The organism is Algibacter amylolyticus, assembly GCF_014202225.1.
Classification (GTDB): Bacteria; Bacteroidota; Bacteroidia; order Flavobacteriales; family Flavobacteriaceae; genus Algibacter_B; species Algibacter_B amylolyticus.
In genome coordinates this window covers 58195-74360 of sequence record NZ_JACHGE010000009.1, presented here as the reverse complement: position 1 = coordinate 74360, position 16166 = coordinate 58195, and the positions used below count along the sequence as shown (strand labels likewise).

The 16166-nt window shown below is 34.3% G+C and carries 16 protein-coding genes; 11 read left to right on the top strand and 5 right to left on the bottom strand.

Features of this window, described 5'->3' with window-relative positions; translation table 11 throughout:
• Positions 1-13: 13 nt before the first annotated feature.
• The gene (locus HNQ90_RS14910; RefSeq protein WP_144116534.1) at positions 14-1012 is read right to left on the bottom strand and encodes a metal-dependent hydrolase; all 999 of its coding nucleotides are present in this window, start codon (positions 1010-1012) and stop codon (positions 14-16) included.
• A 133-nt stretch (positions 1013-1145) separates the two neighbouring features.
• Here HNQ90_RS14910 and HNQ90_RS14905 point away from each other — a divergent pair, with 133 nt between their 5' ends.
• The 11 genes from HNQ90_RS14905 (at position 1146) to HNQ90_RS14855 (ending at position 12238) form a co-directional block, all read left to right on the top strand.
• Entirely contained in the window at positions 1146-2453 is a 1308-nt protein-coding gene (locus tag HNQ90_RS14905) for a TolC family protein (protein ID WP_144116535.1), read from the top strand.
• A 99-nt stretch (positions 2454-2552) separates the two neighbouring features.
• Positions 2553-3626: an efflux RND transporter periplasmic adaptor subunit gene (locus tag HNQ90_RS14900; protein ID WP_144116536.1), complete on the top strand. Its 1074-nt coding sequence runs from the start codon at positions 2553-2555 to the stop codon at positions 3624-3626.
• Between the two features lie 225 nt (positions 3627-3851).
• Positions 3852-7046 (top strand): efflux RND transporter permease subunit, encoded by a 3195-nt coding sequence (locus HNQ90_RS14895; RefSeq protein WP_144116537.1) that lies wholly within the window; start codon positions 3852-3854, stop codon positions 7044-7046.
• A 120-nt stretch (positions 7047-7166) separates the two neighbouring features.
• Positions 7167-7472, top strand: a complete 306-nt coding sequence (locus tag HNQ90_RS14890; protein WP_144116538.1) for a hypothetical protein — start codon at positions 7167-7169, stop codon at positions 7470-7472.
• A gap of 18 nt (positions 7473-7490) precedes the next feature.
• The gene (locus HNQ90_RS14885; RefSeq protein WP_144116539.1) at positions 7491-7700 is read left to right on the top strand and encodes a YgaP family membrane protein; all 210 of its coding nucleotides are present in this window, start codon (positions 7491-7493) and stop codon (positions 7698-7700) included.
• Between the two features lie 81 nt (positions 7701-7781).
• Positions 7782-8411, top strand: a complete 630-nt coding sequence (locus tag HNQ90_RS14880) for a Crp/Fnr family transcriptional regulator (RefSeq protein WP_144116540.1) — start codon at positions 7782-7784, stop codon at positions 8409-8411.
• Positions 8412-8653: 242 nt separating this feature from the next.
• Positions 8654-9211: a YeeE/YedE family protein gene (locus tag HNQ90_RS14875; protein WP_144116541.1), complete on the top strand. Its 558-nt coding sequence runs from the start codon at positions 8654-8656 to the stop codon at positions 9209-9211.
• 4 nt (positions 9212-9215) lie between these two features.
• On the top strand, positions 9216-9629 hold the full coding sequence (locus tag HNQ90_RS14870; RefSeq protein ID WP_144116542.1) for a DUF6691 family protein: 414 nt from the start codon (positions 9216-9218) through the stop codon (positions 9627-9629).
• 3 nt (positions 9630-9632) lie between these two features.
• A complete protein-coding gene (locus HNQ90_RS14865; RefSeq protein ID WP_144116543.1) occupies positions 9633-10424 on the top strand; it encodes a sulfite exporter TauE/SafE family protein in 792 nt (263 codons plus the stop codon).
• Between the two features lie 114 nt (positions 10425-10538).
• Positions 10539-11951, top strand: a complete 1413-nt coding sequence (locus HNQ90_RS14860; RefSeq protein WP_144116544.1) for an MBL fold metallo-hydrolase — start codon at positions 10539-10541, stop codon at positions 11949-11951.
• Positions 11952-11971: 20 nt separating this feature from the next.
• The gene (locus HNQ90_RS14855; protein ID WP_144116545.1) at positions 11972-12238 is read left to right on the top strand and encodes a heavy-metal-associated domain-containing protein; all 267 of its coding nucleotides are present in this window, start codon (positions 11972-11974) and stop codon (positions 12236-12238) included.
• 69 nt (positions 12239-12307) lie between these two features.
• Here HNQ90_RS14855 and HNQ90_RS14850 read toward each other — a convergent pair whose 3' ends face one another.
• From HNQ90_RS14850 to HNQ90_RS14835, 4 genes are all read right to left on the bottom strand, one after another.
• On the bottom strand, positions 12308-12583 hold the full coding sequence (locus tag HNQ90_RS14850) for an ATP-dependent Clp protease adaptor ClpS (protein ID WP_144116546.1): 276 nt from the start codon (positions 12581-12583) through the stop codon (positions 12308-12310).
• A gap of 32 nt (positions 12584-12615) precedes the next feature.
• Entirely contained in the window at positions 12616-13449 is an 834-nt protein-coding gene (gene prmA, locus HNQ90_RS14845; protein WP_144116547.1) for a 50S ribosomal protein L11 methyltransferase, read from the bottom strand.
• A gap of 135 nt (positions 13450-13584) precedes the next feature.
• The gene (locus HNQ90_RS14840) at positions 13585-14217 is read right to left on the bottom strand and encodes a response regulator (protein WP_144116548.1); all 633 of its coding nucleotides are present in this window, start codon (positions 14215-14217) and stop codon (positions 13585-13587) included.
• A complete protein-coding gene (locus tag HNQ90_RS14835) occupies positions 14210-16129 on the bottom strand; it encodes a tetratricopeptide repeat-containing sensor histidine kinase (RefSeq protein WP_144116549.1) in 1920 nt (639 codons plus the stop codon). Before HNQ90_RS14835 ends, HNQ90_RS14840 begins: the two co-directional genes overlap by 8 nt.
• Positions 16130-16166 lie beyond the last annotated feature (37 nt).

Genomic DNA, 16166 nt, shown 5'->3' with positions numbered 1-16166 from the left:
ATTCCATTTTAAATTAGTTTCCTTTTAAGCGTTGCCATAATTCGGTTAGCAGTTTTTTAGCATCCCCATTATCTTTAGGTTCTTCTGTAAAAATGACGTTGCCAAAAGCATCCACATCTAACCTGAATTTAAAAACAAAGTTTTCAGCGTTAGGCTCTAAACTCATCAAACCAAATCGTAAATCGTTAAAATAAGGGGTATCATCTTTTTTATTGATGGTGTACCAACCTTCGGTAATAGCAATCATACGTTTTACGCTTTCATCTTCAATCAAATCCCCTAATAACTCATGGTTTTTAGGGTAGCTATCAAAAGTAATGGGTTGCGAATCAAAAAACGAATAATTACCAAGTAAATAGGCGTTTTCGGTTTGCACATTAGCACTCCAAAGTATGGTGTTTAAAGGCGAAGGCCTAGTATCAATATCTAAATACGCTATATTTTGTGTATCTAAAGCAGCTTCAAATTTAGTGTATGCAACCCACTTTAACAGTAAGGTTATTGCCAAATAAGTGGTACTAATTATTAACCCCATGCTATTGTAAATCCGACGCTTTGCTGTAGTGCGTTTTTGGCGCATAGCTAAAATTAAAAACACTAAAAAAGGAACGGTGTACAAAGGATCGATTACAAATATATTTTTAAAAGCTAATCGTAAATCGAAAGGCCAAAACAATTGCGTTCCCCAAGTGGTATGGGCATCTAAAATAGGATGTGTTACAAACGACCAAAAGAATAACCACGACCAGTCCTTAAAACTTTTATAAGTTTCATAACGCGATACCAGCCATCCAAAAAGAGGCGCGAAAAGCACAGAAAACACAATAGAGTGTGTAAAACCACGATGTATGGCCAGTGCAGAAACGGTATCTGTAAAATGCGAAGCAAATACATCGAAATCTGGAATAGTTCCTGCAATGGCGCCATAAAGCATCGCTTTGTTTCCAACTTTTTTACCTAAAACAGCTTCGCCTACTGCAGCTCCTAATACTATTTGTGTTAATGAATCCATACCGTTTGTAAAAATAAGTTAAGCAAAGTTAAACACACAACAATCTTTTAAGATAATCAACTTTTCCATGGGTAACTTATGTTACGTACACTAGTGGTCTTCCCTTGTACATTTGTGTTAAATTAAATAATTGATGAAAAAACATATTTATATAACTCTATTCCTTTTTGCTTTTAGTTTTAGCATAAAAGCACAAGACATCATACCAATAACGAAATTGGATGTACTTTCTAGAGTTTCAGAAAACAATACAAGCATTAAAATTTCTGAGGAAGTATTTAAGCAAGCCAGAGCGGACTACCGTCAAACTAATGCAGTGTTTTTACCCAATATTACAGCTAGCCATTCTGCTATTGCAACTACAAATCCTTTAATGGCTTTTGGCTCTAAGTTAAACCAAGAAATTTTAACGCAGAATGATTTTAATCCTGCACTATTAAACGATCCTTCACAAATCGAAAATTTTGCAACTAAGCTAGAAATTCAGCAACCATTACTAAATTTAGATGGCGTATTTCAGCGTAAAGCTGCTAAGTCGAAAATGCAAGCCATGGCGTTAAAAACAGAACGTACACAAGATTATTTAGCTTTTGAAGTTGATAAAGCCTATATGCAATTACAATTAGCTTATAAAGCTGTTGATGTGTTAGAGAAAGCCCTAGAAGCTGCAAACGCTAATAAAAAATTAGCAGACGATAGCTTTAAACAAGGCTACTTACAACGTGCAGATGTACTAAATGTTGAGGTACGTGTTACCGAAGTTAAAAACCAGTTACAAACCGCTAAGAGTCATGTGCAAAATGCTTCAAATTATTTATCTTTTTTAATGAATGATGAAAGCTACGTGGTTTACACACCAACAGACGATTTAACCCTTACAACCTTTACTTTTGAAGATAAAATGGTTTCTGAAAATCGGTCGGATATTAAAGCGATGCAATTAGCAACTAATGCTTTTGAAGCTATGAATAAAGCCGATAAAATGGCCTTTTTACCGCGTTTAAATGCCTTTGGTAGTTATGAGTTATATGACGATGAAATTTTCCAGGGTGATGCTAACGGATACTTATTTGGAGCACAACTAAGTTGGGATATTTTTCAAGGCTCGAAACGTTTTGGAAAAGCCCAAAAAAGTAAGGCTGAATTTGAAAAATCGAAGCTGGAATACAAACAATACGTATCGCAAAGTAATTTAGAATTAAATAAAGCAAAACGTGCATTTTTAGATGCTGAAAACAAATTAAAACTAACGGCATTGGCCTTGGAACAATCGGAAGAATCTTTAAGAATAAGAACCAATAGGTTTAAGGAAGGTTTAGAAAAAACATCCGATTTATTAATGTCCGAAACCCAATATTCTCAAAAACAACTTGAATATTACCAAACCATTTTTGAATACAATTACACACAAGCATACCTACAATTTTTAACTACAGAATAAGTAGAAAGTAGTATTAAGAGCAAAGTATTAAGACGATAGAATTAAGAATATAGATTAAAAAATTTCGGTATTCTTCAATAAAACACAAAAACAAATCCAATGAAAAAAACATATACCATCCTAACACTTTCCATAGCGCTTTTATTAGCCAGTTGTGGTAGCGACAAGAAAAAAACAGTTGCAGATAATACGGCAGAAATACGTGTAAAAACAAGCAAAGTGGCAGCAAACGGCAATAACCCTTTTTTATCTGTAAGTGGAAAAACTCAAGCGGTTAATAGTGCCGACTTAAGTACTAGAATGATGGGTTACGTTAATAAAGTACATGTAAATGTTGGCGATAAAGTTCGCAAAGGTCAGTTATTGGTTTCCATTAACAATACAGATTTACAAGCTAAACGTGCGCAGGTAAATGCTGGTATTACCGAAGCAACTGCAGCCTTTGAGAATGCACAAAAAAACTACAATAGGTTTAAAAGTTTGTTTAGCAACAACAGTGCTTCTCAAAAAGAAATGGATGATATGACTGCCAATTTTAATATGGCAAAAGCACGGTTAGAGTCGGCTAAACAAATGAAAAACGAAATTAACGCGCAATTTACGTATAGCAATATTACGGCGCCTTTTAATGGCACAATAACTAGTAAAAATGTAGAAGCAGGTAATATGGCAAATCCTGGTGTTCCATTAATAAGTATTGAAACACCTGGAAATTTTGAAGTGATGGCCATGGTGCCCGAAACGGAAATTTCGTCGATTAAAAAAGGATCAGTAGTAGATGTGTTAGTTAAATCGATTAATAAAACCTTAAAAGGAACGGTAAAAGAAGTGAGTACTTCTGCCAAAAACACAGGTGGACAATACTTGGTAAAAATTGATTTAGATAAAACCGACGCCAATATTTTATCTGGCATGTTTACAACCGTACAGTTTCCGGTGGAAAGTAAGGCTATAGCATCGATGGTTTTAATACCCACCAATGCTATTGTAACCAAAGGACAACTATCTGGCGTATATACGGTAAGCCAAAGTAATACAGCGTTTTTACGTTGGTTGCGCCTAGGCAGAACTTTTGGAGATCAAGTGGAAGTATTATCGGGTTTAAACGCCGACGAAGCTTACATTGTTTCGGCTGAAGGAAAACTTTACAATGGGGCTAAAATCAGTTTTTAGTAGGCAGTATTAAGTTACTGTTTTCAGTATCCTACAAGGTTTAAAAAACCTTGTAGGTATTTATAAAGAAGATTAAATAACACAAGTTTAAGCGCGTTAAGGATAGCAGTGGAAATCCTTTTTTCGCTGCCATATATGGCAAAAAAAGATTGCAACGGATAGCCTGTTAAAACGCCCAAAAAATAAAGATTACCTCCTTCGAGGTAATGAAAAATAGTAATAATTATGAAAGAAGGAATCGCAGGTAAAATTGCCAAAATCTTTATGCAATCGAAGTTAACAGTGCTGTTAATGATTGTTTTTATGGTGGTTGGTGTGTACAGTTCGTTTTTAATTCCGCGCGAAGAAGAACCGCAAATTGATGTGCCCATGGCAGACATTTTTGTAGGCTATCCTGGAGCAAGTCCTACCGAAGTAGAATCGCGTGTTATTAAGCCCTTAGAGCAATTAATATCGAATATTAAAGGTGTGGAATATGTGTACTCTACGTCCATGAAAGAGCAAGGCATGGTTATCGTGCAGTTTTATGTGGGCGAAGATATTGAACGCTCGTTTGTAAAAATGTACAACGAGATTAACAAACACATGGACCAAATGCCTGTTGGTGTTACATTTCCGTTGGTAAAAACTCGTGCTATTGACGATGTGCCTATGTTAGGTTTAACCTTGTGGAGCGAGAATTATGACGATTTCCAATTAAACCAAATGGCTCAAGAACTGGAAGCCGAAATTAAAAAGGTAAATGATGTAGCTATTACGCATAAAATTGGTGGTAGAGACCGCCAGTTACGTGTGGTTTTAGATAAAGATAAATTAGCGGCAAGTGGTTTGGATTTTTTATCAGTTTCTGAAATGATAAAAGCTAACAACAGCGAACTAAGTTCTGGGAGTTTTAATAAAAACGACGCCGAATTTTTGGTGAATACAGGCAAATTTTTAGCCTCTGTAACCGATGTTGAAAACTTAGTGGTTGGCGTGCAACAAAATCAACCTATTTATTTAAAGCAAGTTGCTAGCATTATAGATGGACCAGAAGTACCACAAAATTATGTGAGTTTAGGGTTTGGAAAAGGCGCTGAAAAATCGGCAAAATACAAATCGGAATATCCTGCAGTAACTATTTCGGTTGCTAAGCGAAAAGGTGCCGATGCCATGAAAATTGCAGAGGTAATTATAGATAAGGTAGCGCATTTACGCAGTACATTAATTCCTGATGATGTGCATGTAGAAATTACACGAAACTACGGCGAAACGGCGTCTCATAAAGTATCAGAATTATTACTACACCTTATTGGCTCTATCTTTGCGGTAACCATTGTGGTCATGTTGGCTATGGGTTGGCGAGGTGGATTGGTTGTGTTTTTATCGGTGCCAATTACGTTTGCTTTAACCTTATTGAGTTACTATATGATGGATTACACGCTAAACCGAATTACCTTATTTGCTTTGGTATTTGTAACAGGAATTGTGGTAGATGACTCTATTATTATTGCCGAAAACATGCATAGGCATTTTAAAATGAAACGCTTACCTTTTAAACAAGCTGCATTATATGCAATAAATGAGGTTGGAAACCCTACCATTTTAGCAACATTTACAGTTATAGCCTCTGTGTTACCTATGGCTTTCGTATCTGGTTTAATGGGCCCATATATGGCACCAATGCCCATTGGAGCTTCTATTGCTATGATTTTATCATTATTTGTAGCCTTAACCATTACACCTTATTTGGGGTATATTTTCTTAAGAGAGAAAGATAAAAAGGGTGTAGAAGAAAAACCTGAAAAAGCTGTTGAAGACACGCTTATTTATAGAATTTATAACAGGTTTGAAAGACCTCTTCTAGAGAGCAAAAGCAAACGATGGTTATTTTTATTAGGAACCTTTGCCGTTTTATTGGGTACAATGGCCTTATTTTTTACCAACTCGGTTGCTGTAAAAATGTTACCTTTTGATAACAAGAATGAATTTCAGGTGGTTATAGATATGCCAGAAGGCACAACTTTGGAGCGCACCGGTGTTGTAGCCCAAGAAATCGCTCAATACTTAGCTAACAGACCAGAGGTTGTTAATTACCAAAACTATGTTGGCACCTCTGCGCCTATAACGTTTAATGGTTTAGTGCGTCATTACGATTTACGTGGCGGATCTAATATGGCCGATATTCAAGTTAATTTATTGGCCAAAGAAGACCGCTCTGCGCAAAGTCATGATATCGCCAAATTAATGCGTCCAGATATACAAAAAATTGCAGCAAAGTATCATGCCAATGTAAAGTTGGTTGAGGTGCCACCAGGACCACCAGTACTATCTACCATTGTTGCAGAAATTTACGGACCAGATTATAAAGAGCAAATAAAAGTAGCAAACAGCGTTCAAGATATATTAAAAAACACAGCCGATGTGGTTGATATTGATTGGATGGTTGAAGACGACCAAATCGAGTATCAATTTGATATAAATAAAGAGAAAGCCATGTTATACGGTGTTGCACCTCAGCAAATTGCTTACACCATGAATATGGCCTTATCTAACCGAGCCATTACAACGCTTTACGACGAGGATGCTGTTAACCAAATTGGTTTAGTTTTGGCTCTAGATGAAAAAGAGAAATCTACAATTAACGATATTTCACAATTAAAAGTAAAATCGAAACAGGGTAATATGGTACCCATTTCAGACTTGGTAAATATCTCTCAAACTATTGCTGCAAAAAGTATTTACCATAAAAACCAAAAACGTGTGGTTTATGTTATGGCAGATATGGCTGGCGATTTAGAAAGTCCTGCCTATGCTATTCTTGGCATGGAAAAAAAGTTAAAAGAAATTCCATTACCAAAAGGTTACCAATTAAACGAAATGTATTTAGGGCAGCCCGAATTCGAGGATAATTACACCGTTAAATGGGATGGCGAATGGCAAATAACTTTAGAGGTTTTTAGAGACTTAGGCATTGCCTTTTTAGGCGCTATAATTTTAATTTATATTTTAATTGTAGGATGGTTCCAAAACTTTAAAGCACCTATTGTCATGATGGTTGCTATTCCTTTATCGCTTATAGGAATCATTCTAGGGCACTGGCTTATGGGCGCATTTTTTACTGCAACTTCTTTTATTGGTATGATTGCTTTAGCAGGAATTATGGTTAGAAATTCGGTATTACTTATCGATTTTATAAACCTTAGAACAGCCGAAGGTGTGCCGCTAAAACAAGCAGCTATCGAAGCTGGAGCAGTACGAACAACCCCTATTTTATTAACAGCAGGAACCGTTGTTATTGGAGCCTTTGTTATTCTGTTCGACCCTATTTTTCAAGGTTTAGCCATATCGTTAATGGGCGGCACTATTGTATCAACCGTATTAACATTGCTAGTTGTTCCACTAGTTTATTATATGATAGAGAAGAAGAATTATAAATAAATTTTTGTCACTTAAAGTGATTTTCGCTAGAAAATCGTACCGAGAAGTCTTTTAAAACCTTCTCGATACAATTCCGAAAGTATTCGGAATCACTCGAACTAACAACTAAATAATATAAAAATGAAATTAGTAATAGTTACAGCCGTAGAGCAATTTCAGAAAGAAGTTTCTAAGCTCTTTAAAAAAGCAAATATTGAAAACTATAGCAGTTCTGATATCGATGGTCATAAAAACGGATCATCATTACTAATGACCACCAATTGGTTTCCTACCGAAAAAGGCGGAAATGAATCTAGCATGTTTTTTTCATTTACAGATAATCAACATATAGATTTACTGTTTCAAGCCATTACAGAATTTAATACAAATTTAGAAACCAACAATCCTATAAAAGCGGTTGTTGTTCCTATCGAAAAATTTATATAAACTTAAAAATTAATTAAAATGTTAAATACATATTTTAGAGTTATTGTGGGCACCATGGTATTATTAAGCGTTGTGCTATCCGTTTACGTAAGTCCAAACTTTATGTGGTTTACGGTATTTATAGGGGTTAACTTAATTCAGTCTGCCTTTACAAAATGGTGTTTACTGGAAACCATTTTAGTAAAACTAGGTGTAAAAAAAGGAGACAACAATTGTTCTTCATGTTAAACCATACCCACATTTTTAATTTAAAAAAAGTAAGCATCATTAAAATCCTAATTATCCAAGTTAAAATTATTATTTTTGGGTATGGCTAACAATTTACTTGAGCAAAAATTTGCTCATACCCTAGATAACGACTTAATTAAAGAGATTTCCGAAAAAGGAATATTAAAAAACTTCAAAAAAGATGATATCATAATTGATATTAATCAAACCTTGAATTACATTCCTTTACTATTAACCGGCGATATTAAAATTATTAGAGAAGATAACGAGGGCAACGAACTACTCATTTATTTTCTGGAGGCTGGAGATACCTGCACCATGTCCTTAACCTGTTGTTTAGGCACCACAAAAAGTAAAATTAGAGCCGTAGCCGAAAAAGATTCCACACTTATTCTCATTCCGGTACAAAACATGCAAAAGTGGTTTCATAACAACGAAAGCTGGCGAAATTTCATTCTACAAAGCTACCAAATCCGTTTCGACGAAATGCTAGAAGCCATAGACAGTCTTGCCTTCTTAAAAATGGACGAGCGTTTGTATAAGTACCTAAAAAACCTAGCCATGGTAGATGAGACTAAAACCATCTCCATAAAACACCAAGAAATTGCCGAAGATTTAAACACCTCGCGCGTTGTAATTTCAAGGCTACTAAAAAAACTAGAAAACGAAAACAAAATAAGATTAGGCCGAAATAAAATAGTCGTTATTTAAACTATTTGGGCGCTACCCAAGGGTCGGGCTTTCCACTACAAGTCCTCGCACCTCCTACGTCGGGCTGTGGGCTTTCCATTGCAATCCCTAGCGCAACCATATGCTATTTGCAGTGCAAGCCCCAATAAACCAGTACTCTTTAAAAAACATCTCCTTAAAAATCAACAAGTTAACCATCGTTAAGTAACCTTTATTACATAAAAAGGTAAACTTCAATGTAAATTCGCATTAAATAATCAGGTATGCAATTTATATTAAACCCTTGGCCGTGGTATGTTTCAGGCCCACTAATAGCCCTAGTTATGGCATTTCTGCTCTACTTTGGCAAAACATTTGGTATGTCGTCCAACTTACGCACAATGTGCTCAATAGCAGGAGCAGATAAGTTTTCAGACTATTTTAAATTCAATTGGAAAGACCAATTATGGAATTTAACCGTAGTACTCGGTGCCATTATTGGAGGTTTTATAGCAGTAAAATTTCTATCCAATACAAGCGGTACAAATTTAAACCCTAACACCGTAGCAGAGCTTAAAAACATGGGCTTCCAAAATCCAGGAGCCACATTATTGCCTAACGAAATGTTTAGCTTAGAGGCCTTATCATCGCCTAAAACCTTAATACTTTTAATAGTTGGAGGCATTTTAGTTGGTTTTGGTACACGATACGCTGGCGGATGCACTTCCGGTCATGCCATTACAGGTTTAAGTAGTTTACAAAAACCATCTCTAATTGCCGTAATAGGCTTTTTTATTGGCGGTTTAATTATGACTAATTTTATTTTACCCTTAATCTTTTAAAACTATGAAAGCAGTAAAATTTCTATTAGTCGGCATATTTTTTGGTATTGTATTAGTAAAATCAGAAGCCGTTTCATGGTACCGCATTTACGAGATGTTCAGGTTTCAATCCTTTCATATGTATGGCATTATAGGTACAGCCATAGCATCGGGTATTTTATTTTTACAAATAGCTAAAAAAGGCCATATAAAAAGTATAAAAGGCGCAGATATTTATGTCCCTAAAAAAGACAACGGATTAGCACGATATATTATAGGCGGTACTATTTTTGGCTTCGGTTGGGCTTTAATAGGCGCTTGCCCTGGCCCTATGTATATTCTTTTGGGCACTGGTGTTTGGAGCATGATTATTGTAATTGCATCGGCGGTGTTAGGCACATTTATTTACGGACTGTTACAAAAAAAACTACCACACTAAACAATGGGAACAACCGAAATATTAGGCTATATAGGCGCACTAATTGTTGGTTTAGTTTTAGGACTAATTGGCGGTGGTGGTTCTATACTTACCGTACCGCTTTTGGTTTACCTTTTAGGGTACAATCCTGTAATTGCAACAGCCTATTCCCTGTTTGTTGTAGGAACATCATCTATGGTTGGTACTTTCCAAAAACATAAAAAAGGCTTAGTAGATTTTAAAACAGGATTAGCCTTTTCATTCCCATCATTTTTAGCCGTGTATTTAACACGTCGTTATTTAGTTCCTAATATACCAGAAACTCTTTTTACTGTTGGAGACTTCAGTTTAACTAAAGGTATGGGCCTCATGATATTTTTTGCAATTATTATGATTATTGCATCCTATTCCATGATTAAAAAAGATAAAACACAGGAGGTGCTTTCTGTAAAACAACCTTATTACAAAACCTTTATCCAAGGTTTAACTATTGGTGTTGTTACAGGTGTAATTGGTGCTGGTGGTGGCTTTTTATATGTCCCTGCATTGGTGCTTTGGGCTAAAATACCAATGAAAAAAGCAGTTGGTACATCTTTAATTATAGTAACTATTAATTCCCTAATAGGTTTTATTGGCGATGTGCAAACTATAGATATAGAATGGACCTTCTTACTGGTGTTTACACTAATTTCAATAGTAGGAATTATTATTGGCGTATTTCTCTCTAAATTTATAAGTGGAAAAAAGCTTAAAACGAGTTTTGGGTATTTTGTTTTAATAATGGCTGTTTACATAATTTATAAAGAGTTAAAATAGGATGATCCGTAATAAATGTTACAAACCAAAATGCTAAGGTTTTGTACTTTAGTAAAGTAGAATAAGTAATTAAATAGATTCCTTCCTTACAGGGAATGATAAAAAAATATAAGAATGCAAATAGAACAAATATATACAGGATGTTTAGCTCAAGGGGCTTATTACATAGAATCTAATGGTGAAGTAGCTATTATCGACCCTTTACGCGAAACCCAACAATATGTTGATAAAGCAAATAAAGAAAATGCTAAAATCAAGTATATTTTCGAAACGCATTTTCATGCCGATTTTGTTTCCGGGCACGTTGATTTATCTAAAAAAACAGGAGCTAAAATTATTTATGGTCCAGGAGCAGAAACTAGCTACGATATTCATTCGGCAAAAGATAACGAAGAGTTTAAATTGGGCGATGTTGTTATTAAAGTGCTACACACACCAGGCCACACCTTAGAGTCTTCTACATTTTTACTGTTTGATGAAAACGGAAAAGAACATGCTATTTTTTCGGGAGACACCTTGTTTTTAGGTGATGTAGGCAGACCAGATTTAGCGATTAAGTCCGATTTAACAAAAGAAGACTTAGCAGCTATGTTATATGATTCGCTAAGAGAAAAAATAATGACACTTCCAGACGATGTTATTGTTTACCCTGCACATGGAGCGGGTTCTGCTTGTGGCAAAAATTTAAGCAAAGAAACCGTAGGTGTTTTAGGCGAGCAAAAGAAAACTAATTATGCCTTGAGAGCAAACATGACCAAAGCCGAATTTGTAAAAGAAGTACTAGACGGTATTGCACCGCCACCACAGTATTTTGCAAAAAATGCCTTGATGAACAAATCTGGTTATGATTCTTTTGAAAATGTATTAAAAAAAGGAGATACGCCATTAGATCCACAACAGTTTGAAAACATAGCAAACCATGAAAGTGCCTTAGTTTTAGATGTTAGAACAGAAAAAGAATTTATTGAAGCCCATATACCAAATTCCATTTTTATTGGTATTAATGGTGGGTTTGCACCATGGGTTGGCGCCTTAATTACCGATTTAAAACAACCAATACTACTTGTAACGCCTAAAGGGCGGGAAGAAGAAACCGTAACACGATTATCGCGTGTTGGTTACGATAATACTTTAGGCTATTTAGAAGGCGGCATTGAAGCTTGGAAAAAAGCAGGAAAAGATGTTGAATCTATAAAATCTATTTCTGTAGATGAATTTTCTAAGGACTACGACAGCAAATCTAGTAATGTATTAGATGTTAGAAAAGATGGCGAATATAAATCTGAACACCTAAAAGGCGATCACGTGCAGCATTTTGCTTTAGATTATATAAACGATAACATGAAAGCTATAGATAAAGATAAAACGTATTACGTACATTGTGCTGGCGGTTATCGTTCTATTATAGCAGCTTCCATTCTTAAAGCTCGTGGATTTGATAATTTAATTGATATTGCTGGTGGTTTTGGCGCTATAAAAAATAGCGATTTACCTGTAACAAATTATGTTTGCCCTAGCACATTATAAACCATAAAAGCGATAACACTATGAATACAAGCTTAGAAATACAAAATTTAAAATGTGGCGGTTGTGCCAACACCATTATAAAAAAAATATCTAGCATAGAAGATGTTAGTGATGTACAAGTAAATATTGATAGTAATACGGTATCATTTAACTACAACGAGGAAAGTACTATTGAGAAAGTGCAAAACACTTTAAATGAAATAGGATATCCTGTGGTTGGCAATAAAAATAATTTTACTACAAAAGCGAAGTCTTTAGTGAGTTGTGCTATTGGAAGAATACAATAATATTAAAGGTTGCTAACTAATTTTGTACTGACTAACTCTCAATAACCAATTAAATTTGAGGCAGCCTTTTTATACGATTTCTGCACTTAAACCTGCTTCTAGAAGCATAGAACAGCGCGGTTTTAAATCTTTTAAAGCTCCCGTTTTTACTGTGCACTTTCCTTTGTAATGCACAAGTATTGCGCATTGCTCTGCTTGTTCTGCAGTATGCTCGCAGGCGTAAATAAGGGTTTCAATTACATGATCGAAAGTGTTTACATCATCATTAAACAGTACAATCTCATTTTGAGTTAATACGGCTTCTTCTAGTAATAATTCTTCTGATGCTTTTTCTTTAGTACTCATAATTTAATAATCTTTGGGGATTAATAATCCTACTAATTTATAAATTTTAACGATACCCAATTGTTTCTTTCCAGTTTTTCTTCAAATTTTAACAGATGTTTTTCACATTCGTTTTGAATCATTGGGATATCATCTGCGTAAAATCCGCTTAGAAACAGCAAACCATTTTTATTTAAACAAGACACATAAGTCTCCATATCTTGCATTAAAATATTACGATTTATATTGGCTATTATTATGTCGTATTTATTTTTTAAAACTGACGCGTCGCCTTCAATTACTGTAATATTTTCACAATTATTTCGCTCAACATTTTCCAAACTGTTTAGGTAACACCAATTATCGTAGTCGATAGCATCAATAGGTTTGGCACCTTTCATTTCTGCTAAAATTGCTAAAACACCGGTTCCACATCCCATATCTAAAACCGATTTATCTTTAAAATCATTCTTCAAGATATGCTGAATCATCATGTGCGTAGTTTCGTGATGCCCTGTGCCAAAACTCATTTTGGGTTCGATAATAATATCGTATTGGGTATCGAACTTGTCATGAAAAGGCGCACGAACTGCACAAACGTTGTCTACTACAATAGGGTTAAAGTTCTTCTCCCACTCTTCATTCCAGTTGGTTTGTTCTATTTCTTCAAAAGTGAACGTAATTTCAAACTCATCAGAATTTAAAATTTGAATATCATCAAGAATATTTTCATTCCATTCTTCCTTTTGAATGTAAGCTGTAGCACCTTCCTCGGTTTCTACAAAACTTTCAAAACCTGCATAACCAAGTTCTGCAATTAGTATTTCGACTGCTGGTTGTATGGGTTTTACTTTAAAATAGTAACCTATGTAGATTGTATTGGACATTTGCAAATTAAATTAAGTTGCAAATTTAAGGTTTATTACTTTATAAATTGCACTAGTCATCTCTATGCACCACCAAATATCTTTTTCCATTTAAAAGAGTGTGTTTTTTATCATTAATAGATAAGTAAAATGTATTTACAATAACTGCTTCTGGATAGCTATTTTAATAATACCAACGCTATTTTTTGCTCCTAGCTTGCTCATAATATTCATGCGGTGGGCTTCTACAGTTTTTGGGCTTATAAATAGTTTTTCTGATATTTCTTGCGTGGTTAATTCTTCAAAAATAGCCTTTAAAACTTCGGTTTCTCTTCTTGTAAGTTTAGGCTGAAACGCAGTATTTTCTGTTCTTCCTAAAGACTGATTTAAAATTTTTTTCTTTATGGATTCCTGAAGAAATTTTTCGCCTTTAGTAACGGTAGAAATGGCTTCTAACAATTCGGCTTTGTGTGCATTTTTAAGAAGATACCCAAATGCTCCATTATCTAAAATACGTTTTACAAACGATACGTCTTCATGATTGGTTAAGGCAATAATTCGAACCTTTGGAAATGTTTTTGTTATGGTTTTTGTGAGTTCTATACCATTAATATCTGGTAGATTAATATCTAAAAACAAAATATCTGGTTCATTAACCTTAAAGGCATTTAAGGTGTCTTTTGCATTTTCATGAATGGAGATAACATTAATATGCTTTTCATCCTTTAAAAGGGATTCAATGCCTTTAAGCACTACATAATGATCGTCTGTTATTGAAACCTTAATCATGATTGAATTTTGTGATATCTATTAGAATATTTACGGATGTTCCGCTTTCCGAAGATACAAAATCAATTTCTCCATTTAAAAATGCCACCCTACTTTTTATATTGGAAATACCAAGACCATTAGATGTTAGATTTAACGTATTAAACCCCACACCATCATCGTCTACAGCTAGTTGAATAATATTATTTCTAAAACTTAACTGGACATTAATCTCTTTTGCTTTAGCGTGTTTTATACTATTGGTAAGCAATTCTTGTGTAATTCTAAAAATATTGACTTCTGTTAATTTAGATAAACTCAAGGTATCCCCTAAAAAATCAAATGTTATTTTTGGCTCGTGGATATTATTCATATTGGAACAATAATCTGCAATGGCCGTTTTTAAATTAAAATTTTCGAGTACTGGTGGTACTAGATTATGTGAAATAGCTCGCACCTGCTCACAGGATTTATCAATCATTATAACAGCCTCCTCAATGGTTTTATTATTAAGTTCTAACAAGGTATTTAACTTGTGCTTAATAGCCGAAAGTTCACCGTTTACGCCATCATGCAACTCCTTAGCAATCCTTAGGCGCTCTTTTTCTTCGCCTTCTATTAAAGACTCTAATGAATTTATTTGTGCTTCGTTTTTAATGACTAATAACTCTTGATCTTTTCGTTTTTGCCGTTGTTTGTAAATAAGCCAACTTGCCAAAGAGAGAATTAAAAACAAGAGTGCTAAACCTATTGCTATATTGTTTTGCATTTGTTTTTTATTTATAATACTTTCCTGTTGGGCTAATAATAATCGTTGTTCATAAATTTCGTTGTCTTTCTTTTTGGATTTAAATTGCGCTTCCAACACATTTATTTGTTTTATGAAGCGTTCATTTTTTAACGAATCTGAAAACTTAGAACTTAATTCTTTATAAGTGTAAGCATCTTTGTAATCACCTTGACTTTTACTTATATATGCCAACTCTAAATAAACACGTTCTTGAATTTCTCTAATATTATTTTTCTTGGCAAACTCTAAGGCTTTTTTCAAATAACTTTTAGAGGCTTGATAGCGTTTTAAGTTAGAATAGGCTTCTCCTAATTTGAAGAGCACTTCTGCACGATAATACTCGTCGTTTATACCGTTATTAATTTGAAGTGCTTGTTCAAAAAACGGAATGGCTTTTTTATAATCTTGAGTTAATAGATGATATTCTCCGTAATTTCTTGACACAAAAAAACTTAAACGGTTATTAGATACAATTCTAGAAATACTATCGGCCTTATTAAAAAACGCTAAAGCATTGGGCAACATTTGTAATTTAGTTTGCGCTAAACCCAAATCGCCATAAATCATTCCTTTTTGAACCTTATTATCTTTAGGGTTATTTTTTAACGCTAATTCCAAATACTCAATTTCTTTATCATGCCGATTAATGGCACTAAAAAGAGCAGCTAAGTTTTGATATGATTGCGAAACACTTGAACTATCTGCTATGGTTTTAAATATTTGAATGCCCTTAATATAATTATCTACCACGTTATCATATCTACCAAAAAATTGATAGGTATTCCCTAAATTTATATAGGTTGCTGCAATACCTTTTTCATAGTTTATTTTTTTAGCAAAAGGCAATGCTATTTTATTATAATATATGGCAGAGTCATACAATGCCAAATCACTAAGCACAATGGCAGTATAACTATAGGCCCTAAAACTCCCTAAATTAAAATGTATAGATTCACTAATTTTAGCCGCTTTTTTATACGTTGAAATAGCTTTATGCGGGGTTTTAGCCTCTAGCTTATACCCTAAATTTAGTAATGAAACCACTTTTAAACTATCTTTAGAATAAGCGTTCTCTTTATCTTGAGCATTTAAAACGCTGGATAAAAGACATGCTAGCATTAAAAGAAATAATTGGAAGTTCATTTCAATTTTGTTAATTATCTAAAGATACAAAAACACA